Annotated in this window: 18 protein-coding genes; 4 read left to right on the top strand and 14 right to left on the bottom strand. The window is 59.0% G+C overall.

Annotated elements, in window-relative coordinates; translation table 11 throughout:
• The first annotated feature begins 17 nt into the window (after window positions 1-17).
• From ABH909_RS09195 to leuA, 4 genes are all read left to right on the top strand, one after another.
• Window positions 18-968 carry a LysR family transcriptional regulator gene (locus ABH909_RS09195; protein ID WP_429432430.1) on the top strand — a complete coding sequence of 317 codons (951 nt, stop codon included), beginning with the start codon at window positions 18-20 and terminating at the stop codon, window positions 966-968.
• Between the two features lie 87 nt (window positions 969-1055).
• Window positions 1056-2435, top strand: coding sequence for an exodeoxyribonuclease VII large subunit (gene xseA, locus ABH909_RS09190; protein ID WP_429432427.1), 1380 nt, complete (start codon window positions 1056-1058; stop codon window positions 2433-2435).
• Window positions 2436-2438: 3 nt separating this feature from the next.
• Window positions 2439-3260 (top strand): peptidoglycan DD-metalloendopeptidase family protein, encoded by an 822-nt coding sequence (locus ABH909_RS09185; protein ID WP_429432424.1) that lies wholly within the window; start codon window positions 2439-2441, stop codon window positions 3258-3260.
• A 548-nt stretch (window positions 3261-3808) separates the two neighbouring features.
• The gene (gene leuA / locus ABH909_RS09180) at window positions 3809-5488 is read left to right on the top strand and encodes a 2-isopropylmalate synthase (RefSeq protein WP_429432422.1); all 1680 of its coding nucleotides are present in this window, start codon (window positions 3809-3811) and stop codon (window positions 5486-5488) included.
• 190 nt (window positions 5489-5678) lie between these two features.
• Here the strand turns inward: leuA and ABH909_RS09175 are convergent, their stop codons facing one another.
• The 14 genes from ABH909_RS09175 to hscA form a co-directional block, all read right to left on the bottom strand.
• Window positions 5679-6470, bottom strand: coding sequence for an amidohydrolase (locus ABH909_RS09175; RefSeq protein ID WP_429432419.1), 792 nt, complete (start codon window positions 6468-6470; stop codon window positions 5679-5681).
• Complete coding sequence (locus ABH909_RS09170) at window positions 6458-7606, bottom strand: pyridoxal phosphate-dependent aminotransferase (protein WP_429432416.1); 1149 nt, start codon at window positions 7604-7606, stop codon at window positions 6458-6460. Before ABH909_RS09170 ends, ABH909_RS09175 begins: the two co-directional genes overlap by 13 nt.
• 144 nt (window positions 7607-7750) lie before the next feature.
• Window positions 7751-9220, bottom strand: coding sequence for a ribosome biogenesis GTPase Der (gene der, locus ABH909_RS09165; protein ID WP_429432413.1), 1470 nt, complete (start codon window positions 9218-9220; stop codon window positions 7751-7753).
• Window positions 9221-9432: 212 nt separating this feature from the next.
• The gene (bamB, locus tag ABH909_RS09160; protein ID WP_429432410.1) at window positions 9433-10584 is read right to left on the bottom strand and encodes an outer membrane protein assembly factor BamB; all 1152 of its coding nucleotides are present in this window, start codon (window positions 10582-10584) and stop codon (window positions 9433-9435) included.
• The gene (locus ABH909_RS09155) at window positions 10577-11218 is read right to left on the bottom strand and encodes a tetratricopeptide repeat protein (protein ID WP_429432407.1); all 642 of its coding nucleotides are present in this window, start codon (window positions 11216-11218) and stop codon (window positions 10577-10579) included. The genes bamB and ABH909_RS09155 overlap by 8 nt, the downstream gene beginning before the upstream one ends.
• A gap of 40 nt (window positions 11219-11258) precedes the next feature.
• Entirely contained in the window at window positions 11259-12548 is a 1290-nt protein-coding gene (gene hisS / locus ABH909_RS09150; protein ID WP_429432404.1) for a histidine--tRNA ligase, read from the bottom strand.
• Between the two features lie 37 nt (window positions 12549-12585).
• The gene (ispG, locus tag ABH909_RS09145; protein ID WP_008070966.1) at window positions 12586-13695 is read right to left on the bottom strand and encodes a flavodoxin-dependent (E)-4-hydroxy-3-methylbut-2-enyl-diphosphate synthase; all 1110 of its coding nucleotides are present in this window, start codon (window positions 13693-13695) and stop codon (window positions 12586-12588) included.
• Between the two features lie 3 nt (window positions 13696-13698).
• Window positions 13699-14748, bottom strand: a complete 1050-nt coding sequence (locus ABH909_RS09140; protein WP_429432401.1) for a RodZ domain-containing protein — start codon at window positions 14746-14748, stop codon at window positions 13699-13701.
• Window positions 14748-15506, bottom strand: a complete 759-nt coding sequence (gene pilW / locus ABH909_RS09135; RefSeq protein ID WP_007903601.1) for a type IV pilus biogenesis/stability protein PilW — start codon at window positions 15504-15506, stop codon at window positions 14748-14750. The genes ABH909_RS09140 and pilW overlap by 1 nt, the downstream gene beginning before the upstream one ends.
• Window positions 15507-15518: 12 nt before the next feature.
• On the bottom strand, window positions 15519-16667 hold the full coding sequence (rlmN, locus tag ABH909_RS09130) for a 23S rRNA (adenine(2503)-C(2))-methyltransferase RlmN (protein WP_007903600.1): 1149 nt from the start codon (window positions 16665-16667) through the stop codon (window positions 15519-15521).
• Between the two features lie 28 nt (window positions 16668-16695).
• Complete coding sequence (gene ndk / locus ABH909_RS09125; protein ID WP_007903599.1) at window positions 16696-17121, bottom strand: nucleoside-diphosphate kinase; 426 nt, start codon at window positions 17119-17121, stop codon at window positions 16696-16698.
• Between the two features lie 201 nt (window positions 17122-17322).
• The gene (gene iscX, locus ABH909_RS09120) at window positions 17323-17520 is read right to left on the bottom strand and encodes a Fe-S cluster assembly protein IscX (RefSeq protein WP_429432398.1); all 198 of its coding nucleotides are present in this window, start codon (window positions 17518-17520) and stop codon (window positions 17323-17325) included.
• A gap of 14 nt (window positions 17521-17534) precedes the next feature.
• Window positions 17535-17876, bottom strand: coding sequence for an ISC system 2Fe-2S type ferredoxin (fdx, locus tag ABH909_RS09115; protein WP_007903596.1), 342 nt, complete (start codon window positions 17874-17876; stop codon window positions 17535-17537).
• Window positions 17876-19741, bottom strand: coding sequence for a Fe-S protein assembly chaperone HscA (hscA, locus tag ABH909_RS09110; RefSeq protein ID WP_429432395.1), 1866 nt, complete (start codon window positions 19739-19741; stop codon window positions 17876-17878). The genes fdx and hscA overlap by 1 nt, the downstream gene beginning before the upstream one ends.
• Between the last annotated feature and the right edge of the window lie 43 nt (window positions 19742-19784).

Below are 19784 nucleotides of genomic sequence, written 5' to 3'. Positions count from 1 at the left end.
TCGAAAAGGCATGCCTGGTGCTTTCAACCCGTCAATTGCGTTACTTCGTGGAAATCGCCGAGAGCGGCAGCTTCAGCGCTGCGGCCGAACGACTGTTTATTGCTCAATCCGCCCTGAGCCGGCAGATCAAGGACATGGAAACCCGGCTGCAAACGCCGCTGTTCGAACGCACCGCGCGCCAGCCCCGTTTGACGGCGGCGGGCGAAGCCTTTTTGCCTCGGGCCAGAAACCTGCTGAACGAACTGACCAAGGCTAGCGAGATGGCCACCCAGGTGGGCAGCGGTCAACTCGGCGTGTTGCGCCTGAGTCATTCCAGCACCGTGCCCATGAGTGGTCGGCTGCTGCGAGGCATCAGCGTCTATCTGGATCGGCATGCAGGAGTGTCGATGGACATCGTCAAGCTATCCTCTGAGGCGCAACTGGAAGAACTGGCCGAAGGTCGTCTCGATGTGGGTCTGTTGCGCCTGCCGGTGTTGCGTCAGCGTGAAGGGGTGCAGATTGTTCCGCTGTACCGCGAGCGGTTGTTGTTGGCGGTTCCGCCTAATCATCGGCTGGCTGTGGATAAGTCCGCGCAAGGCATTGATCTGGCACAGCTGAAGAATGAAGCGTTCATTTCCATCCCTCATCCACAGCGTGGCGGTTTGAGCTATCTGTCTGCCGAGTTGTGCATGCGCCAGGGGTTCTTTCCCCAGGCGGCTCGAGTGGTGTCGCGCAAAACCACGCAACTGCAATTGATCCAGGCCGGGTTCGGCATCGCGCTGTTACCGGAATCGATGCAGGACATCGCGCCGCCGGATATCCACTTCCTACCCTTGGCCGACCCGGATTGCCACAGCACCGTCGCCCTCGCCTGCCGGCAAAATCCCCCGGCGCTGGTCCAACAATTTATCAATACCTGCACAAATTCCTGTGGGAGCGGGCTTGCCCGCGAAGGCGGCGTGACAGTCGATATTAATGTTGAATGTTAAACCGCTTTCGCGAGCAAGCCCGCTCCCACAAAAGGGATTTGCGTGGAGCATGGAGATTGTTTGCCGAATGCCTTTAAACTGCGCCCCATGATTAAAGATCCCTTTGCAAGACTCGGCCTGGACCGGGAAGTCCTGACTGTCAGCCAGCTCAACGGCCGTGCGCGGGTGTTGCTCGAAGACGTGTTCAGCAACATCTGGGTCGAAGGCGAAATTTCCAACCTCGCCCGCCCGGCGTCCGGCCATGTGTATTTCACCCTCAAGGACAGCGGCGCCCAAGTGCGTTGCGCGCTGTTTCGGCAAAATGCCGCGCGGGTTCGTCAGGCGCTGAAGGATGGCTTGGCGGTCAAGGTTCGCGGCAAGGTTTCGCTGTTTGAAGGCCGTGGCGACTACCAGCTGATTCTCGATACCGTGGAGCCGGCCGGTGATGGTGCCCTGCGTCTGGCCTTCGATGCCTTGAAGGAAAAGCTCAGCGCTGAAGGCCTGTTCAGTGCCGAGCGCAAAGTGCCGCTGCCGGCGCATCCGCAACGCATCGGCATCATCAGCTCGCCCACCGGCGCGGTGATCCGCGACATTATCAGTGTGTTCCGCCGCCGCGCGCCGCAGATCCAACTGACGCTGATCCCCACCGCCGTGCAAGGCCGCGAAGCCACCGCACAGATTGTCCGCGCGCTGAAACTGGCGGACGCCCGCGGTTTCGACGCGTTGATCCTGGCCCGTGGCGGCGGTTCGCTGGAAGACCTCTGGTGTTTCAACGAAGAAGCCGTGGCCCGCGCCGTGGATGCCTGCGTGACGCCGATTGTCAGTGCCGTCGGCCATGAAACTGACGTGTCGATCAGTGACTTTGTCGCCGATGTCCGCGCCCCTACCCCCTCTGCCGCGGCCGAACTGCTGGCGCCGGATTCCAGCGATCTGGTTCGACGCATCGAAAGCCTGCATCGGCGCTTGGTGATGCGCATCCGCGACCGCTTGATGCGCGATCGAATGCGCCTGGAAGGCATGACCCGGCGTCTGCGCCATCCCGGTGAACGTCTGCGTCAGCAAGCACAACGCCTGGATGATCTGGACATGCGCCTGCGCCGCGCGTTCGAACGCAGCCTCAACACTCGTCGCGAACGCTTGATCCGCCTGGAAACCCGCCTCGCCGGGCAACATCCGGGCCGGCAACTGGCAATGCTTCGCCAACGTCTCGACAGCCTTGCCGAACGACTGCCCCGGGCCATGCGTGAAGGGCTGAAATCCCGCCGCCTGCAACTGCAAAGTCAGATGCAGACGTTGCACGTGGTCAGCCCGTTGGCGACTCTCGCGCGTGGCTACAGCATTCTGCTGGACGAGCGCGGCAATGCGATTCGCAGCGCCGCACAGACCCACACCGGCCAGCGCCTGAAAGCCAAACTGGGTGAAGGCGAGCTGCAAGTGCGGGTCGAAGACAATCACCTGACGCCTGTCACCCTTTCTCTACTGGATTGATCCATGCCGCGTTTTTTTGCTCCCTTGCTGTTGCTGTGCCTGACCTTCAATGCCCACGCCGACAGCTACATCACCCGCCTGTTGAACAAACCGGTGCCGGGCGGTGTGGCCGTCGTGGACCTGGGTGTTTCGGCACAAGCACCGAAGGCCCTGTATCAGGGCAAACCTGTGTTGGTGGTCAAGGAGCAAAATAACTGGCTGGCTATTGTCGGCGTGCCGTTGACGGTCAAGCCGGGCGCCCAATTCATCAGCAGCGGTGGACGCAACCTGAGTTTCACTGTCGGCAGCAAGAAATACCCGGAACAGCGCATCACCCTGAAAAATACGCAGCAGGTCAATCCAGACCCGGAAAATCTCAAGCGCATCGAACGTGAACTGGCCGAGCAGATTGCCGCCTATCGCACCTTCAGTCCAAACACTCCGAGCAATTTGCTGCTCGATAAACCGGTCAATGGGCCGCTGTCGAGCAGGTTCGGTGTGCGCCGCTTCTTCAACGGTGAAGAGCGCAATCCCCATTCAGGCCTGGATTTCGCGGTGGGCGCTGGCACGCCGATCAAGACCCCGGCCGCGGGCAAGGTGATTTTGATCGGCAATTACTTCTTCAACGGCAATACGGTATTCGTCGATCACGGTCAGGGCTTCATCAGCATGTTCTGTCACATGTCGAAGATCGATGTGAAGGTCGGCCAGCAATTGGCGCGCGGTGGTGTGGTCGGCAAAGTCGGTGCGACTGGCCGAGCGACTGGGCCGCATATGCACTGGAACATCAGCCTGAATGACGCCCGGGTGGATCCGGCGATTTTTATTGGGGCGTTTCAGCCATAAATAGTGGTTGAGGCTACCGGCCTCTTCGCGGGCAAGCCCGCTCCCACATTAGATTTTCGGCGCGCACAGAACATGTGTTCACACCGATCAAATGTGGGAGCGGGCTTGCTCGCGAAGGCGGCCTCATTGGCCCCACTTATTCCGCCTCATTGCCAACTCCTGCTTCCTGGTCGCCTAGTTGAGGCTTTAAGGATTAGCTGCGCCGGGCGAACTGCAATCGCCAACCTTCAATTGCGCATCGCTCAAACCTCGCGCAAACATCAATACGATCTCTGCTATTCACCGCAACAAAATCTCAATAAACACGACTTTTCGAGTATTCCTCTCAATTTTTTTCGACTGCTTGCCATCCTTTCCCCCCGCGGTTAGGGTTGAAGGCATGAAAACCTCTCACACCCTCATTCAGCTCCGTCAGCACCGCAGTCTGTGCCTCGTCAGCGCACGACTGCCAGGCTGAATCGCGGCGCCTCGTCTGACGCTTTATCCCCAGAACTTTTTGATCCACCGGCAGGCCGCCTTTTTTCGGCCCACACAATAAGGATTTCCCGATGAGCATGCTCAAAGACCCGTCTTCGAAATACCGCGCCTTCCCGACCATCGACATCCCGGATCGCACCTGGCCATCGAAGACCATCACCGCCGCGCCGATCTGGTGCAGCTCGGACCTTCGTGACGGCAACCAGTCGCTGATCGAGCCGATGGACGCGGTCAAGAAGCTGCGTTTCTGGAAAACCCTGGTGCAAGTCGGCGTGAAAGAAATCGAAGCCTCGTTCCCGGCCGCTTCGCAAACCGACTTCGACTTCGTGCGCACCCTGATCGAAGACGGCCACATCCCGGACGACACCACCATCCAGGTGCTGACCCAGGGCCGTGAAGACTTGATCGCGCGCACCTTCGAATCCCTGCGCGGGGCCAAGAAAGCCATTGTTCACCTGTACAACGCGACCTCCCCTTCCTTCCGCCGCATTGTCTTCAATCAGGACAAGGACGGGATCAAGGCCATCGCCGTGAACGCCGCCAAGCTGTTCGTCAAATACGCTGCCCAGCAGCCGGAAACCGAGTGGACTTTCGAGTATTCGCCAGAAACCTTCAGCGCCACCGAACTGGAATTCGCCAAGGAAGTCTGCGACGCGGTGATCGAAGTGTGGAACCCGACGCCTGAGCACAAGGTGATTCTCAACCTGCCAGCCACCGTCGAATGCGCCACCCCGAACATCTATGCCGACCAGATCGAATGGTTCGGCCGCCACATCAACCGTCGTGACAGCGTGATCATCAGCCTGCACACCCACAACGACCGTGGCACTGGCGTGGCCGCCACCGAGCTGGGCCTGATGGCCGGCGCCGACCGTGTCGAAGGTTGCCTGTTCGGCAACGGTGAGCGGACCGGTAACGTCGATCTGGTGACCGTGGCATTGAACCTCTACACCCAGGGCGTAAACCCTGAGCTGGACTTCTCCGATATCGACGGCGTGCGCAAGGTCGTCGAAGAATGCAATCAGATCCAGGTGCACCCACGTCACCCATACGTTGGCGACCTGGTGCACACCGCCTTCTCCGGCTCGCACCAGGATGCGATCCGCAAGGGCTTCGCCCAGCAGCAACCGGACGCCCTGTGGGAAGTGCCGTACTTGCCGATCGACCCGGCCGACATCGGCCGCAGCTACGAGGCGGTGATTCGCGTCAACAGCCAGTCGGGCAAGGGCGGTATCGCTTACCTGCTGGAGCAGGAATACGGCATCAACTTGCCGCGCCGCATGCAGATAGAGTTCAGCCAGGTCGTTCAGCGTGAAACCGATCGCCTGGGCCTGGAGATGACAGCCCAGCAGATCCACGCTTTGCTGCACAGCGAGTACTTGCAGGCCAACACCCCGTACGCGCTGGTCAGCCATCGCTTGCAAGAAGAAAACGGTCACAGCGCCGTGGAAGTGGAAGTCTCCAGCAAAGGTCAGGGCGAAACCAACCTGCACTGGCGTGGCAAAGGCAACGGCGCTCTGGAAGCGCTGGTGGCCGGTCTGCCGATTCCGGTGGAAATCATGGACTACAACGAACACGCCATCGGCGCGGGCACCAATGCCAAGGCTGCGGCCTACATTGAACTGCGCGTAAACGGTGAGCGAGCGGTGCATGGCGTCGGCATCGATGAAAATATCACCACCGCCAGCTTCAAGGCCCTGTTCAGCGCACTGAACCGCTCCCTGAGCCAGCCGGAAGCGAAAGCGGCGTAAGGCTGCGCTGCAATGCAAAAGGCCCCGGGGTGTGAACCTCGGGGCCTTTTTGTTTGTGCTGTCTGAAAGATCAAAAGATCGCAGCCTTCGGCAGCTCCTACGTTGATCGAGTACACCGGTGATCGAGCGGATGCACACAAGCCCCGTAGGAGCTGCCGAAGGCTGCGATCTTTTCGGGACCACCCGATTCTCAAGTAAACTCGAAGGTATCCGCATCCAGGTTAGCCGGAAACCGTGAGCGATAAGCCGCCAGCTCCGCCGCATCCAGAACCACCTTGAACACGCCATCGGCATCGCCTGCGCCAAGCAACATCTCACCCTGAAAATCCAGCACCTGACTGTCACCGCTATACGCAAAGCCTTTGCCATCGGTACCGATGCGGTTCACCGCCGCCACATAACAGAGGTTTTCGATCGCCCGTGCCGGCAGCAAACGGTTCCAGTGCTGACGCCGGGCGCCCGGCCAATTGGCGGTGTACAGCAACAAGTCGGTGTCTTGAGGGTCGCGGCTCCAGACCGGGAAACGCAGGTCGTAGCAAATCAGCGGCCGCACTCGCCAGCCCTTCAATTCGAACTGCACCTGACGCTCGCCCGGGGTGAAATGGTTGTGCTCGCCCGCCATGCGGAACAGGTGACGTTTGTCATAGTGCCACACCTCCCCGTCCGGTCGCGCCCATAACAGACGATTGCGATGACTGCCGTCAGCCACCTGGACGATGATGCTGCCGGTGATCACCGCATCCAGTTTCGCCGCCTGAACCCGCAGCCATTTACTGGTGGGGCCATTTTCCGGCTCGGCGAGGGTTTCCGATTCCATGGAGAAACCGGTGGTGAACATCTCCGGCAGGATGATCAGGTCCGCGCCGCGAGCCTGTTCCAGCAAAGGCTCGAAATGTTGCAGATTGGCCTGGCGATCATGCCAGGCCAGTGTGGTCTGGATCAGCGCGACATTCAGATTGGGCAGAGCACTCAGATCACGCATAATTTTGCCGCTGCTTCACGCAGGGTCTCCTCGCGTTTGGCAAAGCACAGACGCACCAGGCGCTGGCCTTCGGGTGGCGTCTGGTAGAACACCGAGATCGGGATGCTTGCGACGCCATGTTCGCGGGTCATCCACAGCGCCATCTCGACATCATTGAGGTCCGGGCGAATCTGCGAGTAATCGACCAGCTGGAAGTAAGTACCGGCCACCCGGGTGAAACTGAAGCGCGACGGTGCCAGCAAATCGCAGAACAGATCGCGCTTGGCCTGATAGAAGTCCGGCAACTCCTCGACGTGTTCCGGGTGCTCGGCCATGTAATCGGCCAAGGCATATTGCAACGGCGTCACGCCGCAGAAACTGACGTATTGGTGAACCTTGCGCAGTTCCGCGGTGAGGGCCGGAGGTGCCACGACATAACCGGTTTTCCAGCCGGTGACGTGGTAGGTCTTGCCGAACGAACTAACCACAAAGGCGCGTTGATAAAGTTCTTCGTGGGCCAATACGCTGACGTGAAATGCGCCATCGAATACCAGGTGTTCGTAGACCTCGTCGCTGATCACATAGATATCGCGGTCGCGAATCAACGCCGCCAGTTGATCCAGCTCGGCACGACTGATCAACGCGCCGCTGGGGTTGTGCGGGCTGTTAAGAATGATCATCCGCGTACGCGGGCTCAGCGCATTGGCAAGCTTCTGGAAGTCGATGCTGAAATCGTTCAGGCCCAGCGGCACATGCACGCAACGGCCACCGGCCAGCTCCACCGAAGGTTCATAACTGTCGTAGGCCGGATCGAACACGATCACTTCATCGCCGCTATGGATCACCGCCTGAATGGCGCAAAAAATCGCCTGTGTCGCACCGGGAGTGACCGTCACTTCGCTGTCGGCATCGACATGGACGCCGTAGCTGCGAGCGATCTTCGCCGCAATCTGCTGACGCAACACCGGCAAGCCAGTCATCGGCGAATACTGGTTGTGGCCACTGGCGATGTGCCGACCGACTGCATCACGCAGGGCCTGCGGGCCGTCGAAATCGGGAAACCCCTGAGACAGATTGATCGCCCCGGTTTGCGCCGCAAGCTGGGACATCTGCGTGAAGATAGTGATGCCGACATTCGGCAGCTTACTGGTGATCATCGGTGATTCCCTGCAGGTGAGCTGCAAGTTTCAAGTTTCAAGCTGCAAGTGGTCAAGCGTCAAACCACCAGACACAAAAAAGGGTCCCGGAAAGGACCCTTCTGCTTTTACTTGAAGCTTGCAGCTTGAGGCTCGTCGCTGCTTCTATCGCTTGTCGCGGCGCTTCTTGTCGGCTTTCTTGTGGTGCGACATCATCCGACGCTTCTTGTTGACCTGGCGGTCGGTGAGCGAGTTCTTGTTGCCTTCGTACGGGTTCTCCCCCCCCTTGAACTCGATGCGAATCGGCGTACCGACCAGTTTCAAGACACGACGATAAGTGTTTTCAAGATAACGGACGTAAGACTTCGGCACCTTCTCGATCTGGTTACCGTGAATCACGATGATCGGCGGGTTGGCACCACCCAAGTGGGCGTAACGCAGCTTGATCCGACGGTTGTTGACCATCGGTGGCGCGTGCTCACCGACCGCATCTTCCAGAATCTGGGTCAGGCGGTTGGTCGGCCAGCGGGTGACCGCGGACTTGAACGAGTTCTGTACCGACGCGTAGAGGTTACCTACGCCAGTGCCGTGCAGGGCCGAGATGAAGTGGATATCGGCGAAGTCGACGAAGAACAGTCGACGTTGCAGCTCGACCTTCACGAAGTCGCGCTCGCTCGGCGTCATGCCGTCCCACTTGTTGATCGCGATAACCAGCGCACGACCGGCCTCAAGGGCAAAGCCCAGCAGGTTGAGGTCGTGGTCCACCACGCCTTCGCGGGCGTCCATCACGAAGATCACCACGTTGGCGTCTTTGATCGCTTGCAGGGTTTTGACCACGGAGAACTTTTCGACTTCTTCGTGGATCTTGCCGCGCTTGCGCACACCAGCGGTGTCGATCAGCGTGTACTTCTCGTCGTTACGTTCGAACGGGATGTAGATGCTGTCGCGGGTGGTGCCGGGCTGGTCATAAACGATGACCCGGTCTTCACCGAGCATGCGGTTGACCAGGGTCGACTTGCCGACGTTCGGACGACCGATGATGGCGATCTTGATACCGTCTTTTTCGCTTGGGCCAGGAATGCGCTTGGCTTCCTCACCTTCGGCAACGATCTCTTCTTCGCCTTCTTCCGATTCTTCTTCGTCTTTGGGGAAGTCGCTCAGGGCGATTTCCAGCATCTGGGTGATGCCACGACCATGGGCACCGGCGATCGGGATCGCGTGGCCCATGCCCAACGGGGCGAATTCGGCGCGGGCCATTTCAGGGTCGATGTTGTCGACCTTGTTGGCAACCACGTAAGAACGCTTGTTACGCTTGCGCAAGTGTTCGGCGATCATCTGGTCGGCCGCGGTGAAACCGGCCTTGGCATCTACCAGGAACAGAACGACATCCGCTTCTTCAATGGCCAGCAGCGACTGCTCGGCCATTTTTTCGTCCATACCGTGCTCGTCACCGGAGATACCGCCGGTGTCGACCAGAATGTAGGAACGCCCTTGCCACTTGGCCTCACCGTACTGGCGATCACGGGTCAGACCGGACAAGTCGCCGACGATGGCGTCGCGAGTCCTGGTCAGGCGGTTGAACAAGGTGGACTTGCCGACGTTCGGTCGGCCCACCAGGGCGATTACGGGAACCATGCGGCTCTCCACTTCGTTATTTCAGAAAATACAAAAGCCGCTGCGAGGCAGCGGCTGGTGCTCGGGGCAGCACTGTGGGAGCGGGCTTGCTCGCGAAAAAACGTAGCAGCACCGCATTTATTCAGGCTGTACGCGTCATCGTTGACGCCCTTCGCGAGCAAGCCCGCTCCCACAGGTGAAGCCGCTTGGGGGTTAAACCCCAAGCATAGTTCTTACTTGATGGTCAGGGCTTCCAGTTTGCCACTGTTGCCATACAGATAAATCGTGTCACCCACCACCAGCGGACGGGCACGCAGGCCGTCGCTGTCGATGCGCTCGCGGCCGACGAAACGACCGTCCACCTGACTCAGCAGATGCAGGTAACCTTCCATATCACCGACTGCAACATAGCTGGAGAACACTTCCGGAGCCGACAATTGACGGCGGGCCAGCGAATCGTTGCTCCACAAGGCAGTGGTGGAACGTTCGTCGACGCCTTCAACGGTGCCCGCAGACAGGCTCACGTAGACGCTGCCAAAACCCTGGGCAACGCCGGCATAGCTGGAAGCATCCCGCTGCCAGAGCTGACGACCGCTTTCCAGGTCCAGCGCCGCGACGCGACCCTGGTAGCTGGCGACATACAGCGTACCGCCGGACAGCAGCAAGCCACCGTCAATATCGACCACACGCTCCAGCTCCGAACGACCTTGTGGAATCGCTACGCGCTGTTCCCACACCGGCACGCCGTTGGACACATCGAGAGCGACCACTTTACCGGTCGACAGGCCAGCCACTGCGAGGCGGTTGGTGACGATCGGTGCACTGGTGCCGCGCAGGGTCAGAACCGCTGGCGTGCTGTCATACAACCAGCGCTGGTTGCCGGTAGCGGCATCCAGACCGATCAGACGGTCATCCTGGGTCTGAACCACAACAACGTCACCGTTGGTGGCCGGCGGCGCGAGCACTTCACTGGTCACGCGAGCGCGCCATTTCTCTTCACCGCTGCTGGCATCCAGGGCAACGATTTCGCCCTTGAGCGTGCCGATCATGACCAAACCGTAACCTACACCAACGGCGCCGGAGACAGGCAGTTCGAGATCTTTCTTCCATTTGACGTCGCCATTGCTGCGATCCATCGCCATCACCACACCGGTGACGTCGCCGGCATAGATGGTATCGCCATCGATCGCCGGAACCAGCATGTTGTAGGTTTCGCCCTGACCGTCACCGATCGAACGACTCCACTGCTTTTGCAGCACCACTTCTTCTTTGAAGTCGGTCAACTCGGCCGGTGGCAATTCTTTTTTGCTGTTGCTGCTGCAACCCGCGGCCAGTATGGCCAGAGTCAGCAATGCTGCATGTTTCCAACGGATCACGTCACGCATCCCCTTTGGCCAGGTCGTCCAGCTTGATTTGTAGGCCGCCAACCGCCGCTTCATCCGACAGTGCCGCCTTGGCTTTCTGATACGCCGCGTTCGCTTCGTCGTTACGACCCAACTGCACCAGCAGGTCGCCTTTGAGTTCTTCGCGAGTGGCCAGGAAAGCTTTGTCGGCATCGCCTTCAAGCAGCTTCAGGGCTTCATCGACCTTGTTCTGCGCGGCCAACACCTGCGCCAAACGCTGACGAGCAATTTCGCCCAGTGCCGGGTTGGCCGGTTTGGCGACAATGGCTTTCAGTTCGCTGGCTGCATCGTCCAGCTTGCCGCTGTCGACCGCAACTTTCGCCACGAACAGGCTGCCGTATTGCGCGTAAGCAGTGCCGCCGAACTCGCTGTTGAGCTTGCCAGCCAGATCCGAAACACGTGCGGCATCAGGCTTGCCGTCAGGCGTCAGCGTGGTTTCAAGCAATTGCTGATAGAGAATCGAGGCGCCTTGCGACTGATTGCTCTGATACTTCTGAAAGGCCTGCCAGCCGAACACGATGACCAGCGCCAACAGGCCGCCAGTGACCAGGGGCTTGCCGTTGCGTGTCCACCAGTCCTTCAACTCCGCCAGATGTTCGTCTTCGGTACTCGACACCCCAATACTCCTTAATCGCTAAATCGGCTGTTTGACAGCTTCAACCCTGCACGACGCAGGTGGCCAGGTGTGCAGCAAGCGCATCCCAGGCAATGCTTTGTTGTTCGCCCTGGCCACGCAGGGGTTTGAAACCTACCACTTGCTGGGCCATTTCGTCCTCACCGAGAATCAATGCATACAGCGCACCGCTCTTGTCGGCTTTCTTGAACTGGCTTTTGAAGCTGCCGGCGCCGGCATTGACTTGCAGGCGCAGGTTGGGCAATTGATCACGAACACGCTCGCTCAAGGTCAGACCGGCCAGCTCGGCGGCTTCACCGAAGGCGCAGAGGTAGACATCGACCTGACGAGAGATTTCTTCCGGGATCTGTTCCAGGGTTTCAAGCAGCAGCACCAGACGCTCGATGCCCATGGCGAAACCAACGCCCGTGGTCGGCTTGCCGCCCATCTGCTCCACCAGACCGTCGTAACGACCACCGGCACATACGGTGCCCTGGGCGCCCAGCTTGTCGGTGACCCATTCGAAAACGGTCTTGCTGTAATAATCCAGCCCGCGAACCAGCTTCGGGTTGATCACATAAGGAATGCCGGCGGCGTCCAGACGAGCCTTTAGGCCCTCGAAGTGCACGCGGGACTCTTCGTCGAGGTAGTCGGCCATCTTCGGCGCGTCGGCCAATGCCGCTTGAGTGTCGGGATTCTTGGTATCCAGAACCCGCAGCGGGTTAGTCTTCAGACGGCGCTGGCTGTCTTCGTCCAGTTGATCCAGGCGAGCGGACAGGTAGTCGACCAGCGCTTCACGATAACGACCACGGGACTCGCTGGTGCCCAGGCTGTTGAGTTCGAGCTTGACCGCATCGCGGATACCCAGCTCGCCCCACAGGCGCCAGGTCAGAACGATCAATTCGGCGTCGATGTCCGGACCGTCGAGGTTGAAGACTTCGCAACCGATCTGGTGGAACTGGCGATAACGACCTTTCTGTGGACGTTCGTGACGGAACATCGGGCCGATGTACCAGAGTTTCTGCACCTGACCGCCGCCGGTGATGCCGTGCTCGAGCACCGCACGCACGCAGGCCGCTGTGCCTTCAGGGCGCAGGGTCAGGGAATCGCCGTTGCGATCTTCGAAGGTGTACATCTCTTTTTCGACGATGTCGGTCACTTCACCGATGGAGCGTTTGAACAGCTCGGTGAACTCGACGATCGGCATGCGGATCTGCTTGTAACCGTAGTTATCCAGCAGACGCGAGACGGTGCCCTCGAAATGACGCCACAGAGGAGTCTGTTCGGGCAGGATGTCGTTCATGCCACGAATGGCTTGCAGAGACTTGCTCACTATAAATCCTTAAATTCGTTCGGCTCTTTAGTCAGGCTCAGCCGCGAGCGATTACCGCTGCGTCGGCTTCGACCTTTTCGGCCGCTTTCTGACGGATCAAGCGTTCAAGCTCATCCACCAGATTGTCATTAGTCAGTTTCTGCGCCGGCTTGCCGTCAATGTAAATCAGGTTTGGCGTGCCGCCGGTCAAGCCGATATGGGCTTCCTTGGCTTCGCCCGGCCCGTTGACCACGCAACCGATCACCGCGACATCCAGCGGCACCAGCAGGTCTTCGAGGCGCCCTTCCAGTTCGTTCATGGTTTTGACCACATCGAAGTTCTGCCGCGAGCAACTCGGGCAGGCGATGAAGTTGATACCACGGGAACGCAGGTGCAGGGACTTGAGAATGTCGTAGCCGACTTTCACTTCCTCGACCGGGTCGGCCGCCAACGAGATGCGAATAGTATCGCCAATCCCTTCGGCGAGCAGCATACCGAGGCCCACGGCGGATTTCACCGTGCCTGAACGCAAACCACCGGCTTCGGTGATGCCCAAATGCAGCGGCTGGACGATTTCCTTGGCCAGCAGGCGGTAGGCGGCGACGGCCATGAACACGTCAGAGGCTTTCACGCTGACCTTGAAGTCCTGGAAATTCAGGCGCTCGAGGTGTTCGACGTGACGCAAGGCGGACTCGACCAGCGCAGCGGGCGTCGGCTCGCCGTATTTCTTTTGCAGGTCTTTTTCCAGGGAGCCGGCGTTGACGCCGATGCGGATCGGAATCCCGCGATCACGGGCGGCATCGACCACCGCACGCACGCGGTCTTCACGACCGATGTTGCCCGGGTTGATGCGCAGGCAATCCACGCCCAGTTCGGCGACGCGCAAAGCGATCTTGTAGTCGAAATGAATGTCGGCCACCAATGGCACTTTGACCAATTGCTTGATCTTGCCGAAGGCTTCGGCGGCGTCCATGTCCGGCACCGAAACCCGCACGATATCGACGCCAGCGGCTTCCAGACGATTGATCTGGGCCACGGTAGCGGCCACGTCATTGGTGTCGCTGTTGGTCATGCTCTGCACAGCGATAGGCGCATCGCCGCCCACGGGCACATTACCCACCCAGATCTTGCGGGATTCGCGACGTTTGATTGGAGATTCGCCGTGCATGACTTATTGACCCAACTTCAGGCGAGCAGTCTCGCCACTGGTGAACGGAGCGACATCAACCACTTGCCCGTTGTAGCTGACCTGCGCGCCACGGGCGAAGCCCAGACGCACGGAAAAGGGCGGTTTGCCGCTAACGGAAACATTTTCGCCTTTACGCTTTAGACCGCTCAACAGCACCTTGCCGGTGCCATCGGTCACTTGCGTCCAGCAATCGGCGGTGAATTGCAGTTGAACCTGGCCTTGGCCGGCCACCGGAGCCGCCGGAGATGGAGCCGGAACGGTCGGAGCAATCGGAGCCGTGATAACCGGTGCCGGTACAGCGGGAACAGACGGGGAAGGTGTCGCTGGCGTCGCCGGTGTCGCGACAACCGGAGCAGTGCCGTGGGCCGCAGCCGCAGGCGTTACTGCTGAAGCGACTGGCGCTGGAACCGGTGCACTCGTTTCGGCATTGACTGGTTCCTCGGCCGATTCGGTCGAAGACTCGGCCTGAGGCAACGCAAGCGGCGTTTCACCTTCAGCCTGACCTTGCGCAACGGCCTGGTCTTCTGGTTCGTCCAGTGGATGGATCTGGGTGGTGCCGTCGGCGCCTTCAACTTCAACGTGCTCCGGCGCCAGGCCGATCAGGTCCTTGGTACGCAATGAAGTTTGATCCTGCCACCAGATAAAACCACCGCCGATCACCGCGAGCAGCAACAGCAGGCTGACAATTCGCAAAATGGTGTGGGAAACCCGAACCGGCTCTTCGATACGCCCCAGGCTGTGGACGTTGCTGCCATGGGAGTCGGTGCCGGTGGATTGGTCGAACTGCTGGACCAGAACAGTTTGGTCCATGCCGAGCAATTTGGCATACGCGCGAATATAGCCACGAGCAAAGGTGTGGCCAGGCAGCTTGTCGAAAGCGCCGGCTTCCAGATTGCTCAGGGAATTGACGGTGAGGTTGAGCTTGAGGGCCACTTCGGCCAGCGACCAGCCATTGCTTTCGCGGGCCTGGCGCAAAGTCTCACCGGGATTAACGCGATTCGCTGCTACAACTTCGGGATGCGCCGCTTTCATCATTGCTCCGACAGGTATTGCTGATATTCCGGCGTACCGGGATAGAGTCGTTTTAATTGCAGGCCAAAACTGGCGGCCTTGTCGCGATCTTCGAACACTTTTGCCAGCCGAACGCCGAGCAATAGACTACGTGCATTTTGCTCGGTGAGCAGGCTAAAACGGTCGTAATAGTCACGCGCGGGCACATAATGCCTGTCTTCGTAAGACAACTCAGCCATTTCCAGCAATGCACGTGGCTGTTGGCGATTCAGACGCAGGGCTTTTTCCAGTTGCTGGCGTGCCAGATCACGCTGGCCTAGCTTTGAAGCGGTCATGCCCAGATTTTCGAAAACCCGTGAACGCTCAGGATACAAAGTATCGGCGGCGGCCTGTTCGAAGCGTTCATACGCTTCTTTGTAACGTTTCTCTTCGAAAAGAAAACTGCCGTAGTTATTCAGGATTCGCGCATCGGCGGGACGAGAAGACAGTGCCTTGCGAAAATGCTGATCGGCCAGTTCCGGCTCCATCTCAGCCTGGAACACCAGCCCCAGAGCCGCGTTGGCATCAGGATCCGAGCTATCCAGGTCCAAGGCCTTCTTCAACGGTACTTTGGCGCGCTCGGTCATGCCTTGTTGCAAATACCCCAGACCCAGCTGCACGTAGGCGGCACGCGCTTCATCACGGCCCTTGCTGGTCTTCATCGGGTTGAAATCGCCCGACAGGACACAACCAGCACAGAGGCTGGCCAACAGCACAAGCAGCGCGAAGCGCAGGGACATAGAGATCCTCTCTTAATTATTGTTCGCGGCGTTCGTTGCGATATCGTTTTCGGCGCTCAACTCGCGCACGGCGATATAACGTTCGCTGCGACGGGTGCGATCCAGCACCTGCCCTACCAATTGGCCACACGCGGCATCGATGTCTTCACCGCGGGTGGTGCGTACAGTGACATTGAAGCCTGCATGGTGAAGCTGATCCTGAAACCGGCGAATCGCGTTGTTGCTTGGGCGCTCGTAACCGGAATGCGGGAACGGGTTGAACGGAATCAGGTTGATCTTGCACGGGATGTTCTTGAGCAGCTCGATCATCTCAACGGCGTGTTCAACCTTGTCGTTGATGTCCTTGAGCAAGGTGTACTCGATGGTCAGCACGCGCTTTTCGCCCAGGGACGACATGTAGCGCTGGCACGACTCGAGCAGCATCTTAAGCGGATATTTTTTGTTGATCGGCACCAATTGGTTACGCAATGCGTCATTCGGTGCGTGCAGCGACAACGCCAGGGACACGTCGATGTGCTTGGACAGCTCATCGATCATCGGCACCACACCCGAAGTGGACAGGGTCACGCGGCGCTTGGAGATCCCGTAGCCCAGGTCATCCATCATCAGATGCATGGCGGCCACGACGTTGTCGAAGTTCAGCAGCGGCTCACCCATGCCCATCATCACCACGTTGGTGATGGCACGGTCGGCGGTCGCCGGGATGCTGCCGAACGATTTATTGGCAATCCACACCTGACCGATCACTTCGGCGGCGGTGAGGTTGCTGTTGAAACCTTGCTTGCCGGTGGAGCAGAAACTGCAATCCAGGGCACAGCCTGCCTGGGACGAAACGCACAGAGTGCCGCGTTTGCCCTGAGGAATGTACACGGTCTCGACGCAGCTACCGGACGCCACACGCACCACCCACTTACGGGTGCCATCGGTGGAGATGTCCTCGCTGACCACTTCAGGGCCGCGGACTTCAGCAATGGCCTTGAGCTTGTCACGCAAGGCCTTGCTGACGTTCGTCATGGCGTCGAAATCATCGACGCCAAGGTGGTGAATCCATTTCATTACCTGACCGGCACGGAAACGCTTCTCCCCGATTGAGTCGAAGAATTTTTCCATTTCCTGTTGAGTCAGACCCAGCAGGTTGGTTTTTACAGTCGATGTAGTCATGGATTCACCTTCACTCTTAAGCCGATGCTTAGCGAGTGGTTACTTCAGTAGCTGCGAAGAAGTACGAGATTTCGCGAGCAGCAGCGGCTTCGGAGTCCGAACCGTGTACAGCGTTGGCGTCGATGGAATCAGCGAAGTCAGCACGGATGGTGCCGGCAGCAGCTTCTTTAGGGTTGGTAGCGCCCATCAGCTCACGGTTCAGAGCGATAGCGTTTTCGCCTTCCAGAACCTGAACGACAACCGGACCGGAGATCATGAAAGCAACCAGGTCGTTGAAGAAACCACGAGCGCTGTGCTCAGCGTAGAAGCCTTCAGCTTCGGCTTTGGACAGTTGCTTCAGTTTCGAAGCTACAACGCGCAGGCCAGCTTTTTCGAAACGAGTGGTGATCTCGCCGATAACGTTTTTTGCAACAGCGTCAGGCTTGATGATGGAGAAAGTACGTTGAACAGCCATGGTGTAACTCCAGAAACGGTAATTTGCGAAAAATTAAACCCGCGAATTATACGCGGGTTCTTTGGTATTGCCTAACGGCGTAAAGTCGCGACCTCTGCCCTCTGTAGGAGCTGCCGAAGGCTGCGATCCTTTGATTCTGCTTTGCGCTTGAGATTCAAGTGGCATTGGAAAAGATCGCAGCCTCGCTTCGCGAGTCAGCTCCTACACTTCTTCGATCCAGGCGGCCTGAATGGCTTCAAGCACCTTCTCGCCACCGCGGGTCGGATCATCACTGAACTCCGGCAATGCCAGCACCCATTGGTGCAGATCAACGAAGTTCACGAAACGTGGATCCACTTCAGGCCTGGTTTCAGCCAGTTGGATCGCGATTTCAAGCACATCAACCCATTTCAGACTCATGTCGGCTCCTTGAATCAGTGCGGCGCTTCGGCTGCATGGTTGAGCGAATATTTCGGAATTTCGATGGTCAGGTCTTCTGTCCCGACGATCGCCTGACAGGCTAGACGAGATTGCGCTTCCAGACCCCATGCCCGATCAAGAAAGTCTTCTTCCAGCTCATCGGCCTCTTCCAGCGAATCGAAACCTTCGCGAACGATGCAGTGGCAGGTAGTGCAGGCGCAGACGCCACCACAGGCGCTTTCCATCTCGATATGGTGTTCATGGGCCAGTTCGAGAATGGAAATACCGGGTTCAGCCTCTACAACCATGCCTTCCGGGCAGAACTTCTCGTGTGGCAGAAAAATGACCTGCGGCATCAGTTATCCTCGATTTCATTCAGGTTGCGCCCCGCCAGAGCGGCTTTCACCGTCGAATCCAAGCGGCGGGCAGCAAAGGCATCGGTCACTTGCGACAGACGCTTGGTCTGCTGCTCGATGGCGTAACCATCGGTGCCTTTCATCAATTCGGTCAGTTCCTGCATCTGCAACTCGATGACCATGCGCTCTTCGGCATCAAGCAGGCGTTCGCCGTCAACTTCCAGAGCGCCCTGCACCGCCTCGATCAAGCGCTGGGCATCGACCTGCTGCTCACGCAATACGCGGGCGACCTTGTCATCATTGGCGTGCTGGAACGAATCCTTGAGCATCTTGGCGATTTCGCCGTCGGTCAGGCCGTAGGACGGTTTGACCTGGATGCTGGCTTCGACGCCTGAACCCAATTCGCGGGCCGAGACACTGAGCAGACCGTCGGCGTCGACCTGGAAGGTCACGCGAATCTTCGCCGCGCCAGCCACCATCGCCGGAATACCGCGCAATTCGAAACGGGCCAGGGAGCGGCAATCGCTGATCAGCTCGCGCTCACCCTGCAATACGTGGATAGCCATGGCCGACTGGCCATCTTTATACGTGGTGAAGTCCTGAGCCCGGGCGACGGGGATGGTGGTGTTGCGCGGAATCACCTTCTCCATCAGGCCGCCCATGGTTTCCAGCCCCAGGGACAACGGAATCACGTCGAGCAACAGCAGTTCGCCGCCATCACGTTTGTTGCCGGCCAGGGTATCGGCCTGGATCGCGGCACCGATGGCGACGACTTGATCCGGATCGATTTCGGTCAGCGGTTCGCGACCAAAGGCGTGCGCAACAGCTTCACGGACGCGAGGAACGCGAGTCGAGCCGCCGACCATGACCACAGCGTGAACGTCTTCCAGCTCGATGCCGGAATCACGCACCGCGCGACGGCAGGCTTTCAGGCTGCGAGCGACCATCGGCTCGATCAACGCATTGAAGGCGTCACGGGTCAGCTCAGCCTTCCAGTCGCCATAAGCGACTTCAACGGACGAGCAATTGGTCAAGGCTTCTTTGGCTGCGCACGCTGTTTGCAGCAGATTACGTTGCGCACCCGGATCAAGGTCGGCCGACAAACCGGCGCTCTCGATGATCCAGCCAGCAATAGCATGGTCAAAGTCATCGCCACCCAGCGCACTGTCGCCACCGGTAGCCAGCACTTCGAACACACCGCCAGTCAGGCGCAAAATCGAAATATCGAAGGTGCCGCCACCAAGGTCATAAATCGCGACCAGGCCTTCGGCGTGCTGATCCAGACCGTAAGCCACCGCGGCGGCGGTTGGCTCATTGAGCAAACGCAGCACGTTCAGGCCGGCCAGCTTGGCCGCATCCTTGGTGGCTTGACGCTGAGCATCATCGAAATAAGCCGGAACGGTGATCACCGCGCCAACCAATTCGCCACCCAAGGTCGCTTCAGCGCGCTGACGCAGTACCTTGAGGATATCGGCGGAAACTTCGACCGGGCTTTTCGGGCCTTGCACCGTGTCGATGAACGGCATGTGGGATTCGCCGTCGACAAAACGGTACGGCAGCTGATCGCCCAATTGCTTGACGTCGGACAGACCACGACCCATCAAGCGCTTGACCGACAGCACCGTGTTCAAAGGATCGGACGCGGCGGCCAGTTTGGCCGACTCGCCGACTTCGACGCGATCGGCGTGATAGCGCACGGCAGATGGCAGGATAACTTGCCCTTGCGCGTCGGCCAGAGGCTCGGAAAGACCACTGCGCAACGCAGCGACCAGCGAATTGGTAGTGCCCAAGTCAATCCCCACAGCCAGACGACGCTGGTGCGGTTGAGGACTTTGGCCGGGTTCGGCGATCTGCAGTAGGGCCATCGTGATCAGGACTTATCTGTATATCAGGCGTGCGACCGGAGCG

Source organism: Pseudomonas sp. BS3782 TE3695, from assembly GCF_050435305.1.
Classification (GTDB): domain Bacteria; phylum Pseudomonadota; class Gammaproteobacteria; order Pseudomonadales; family Pseudomonadaceae; genus Aquipseudomonas.
Note: the sequence above shows the minus strand (reverse complement) of the source record. Positions and strands in the feature narration are given on the sequence as shown.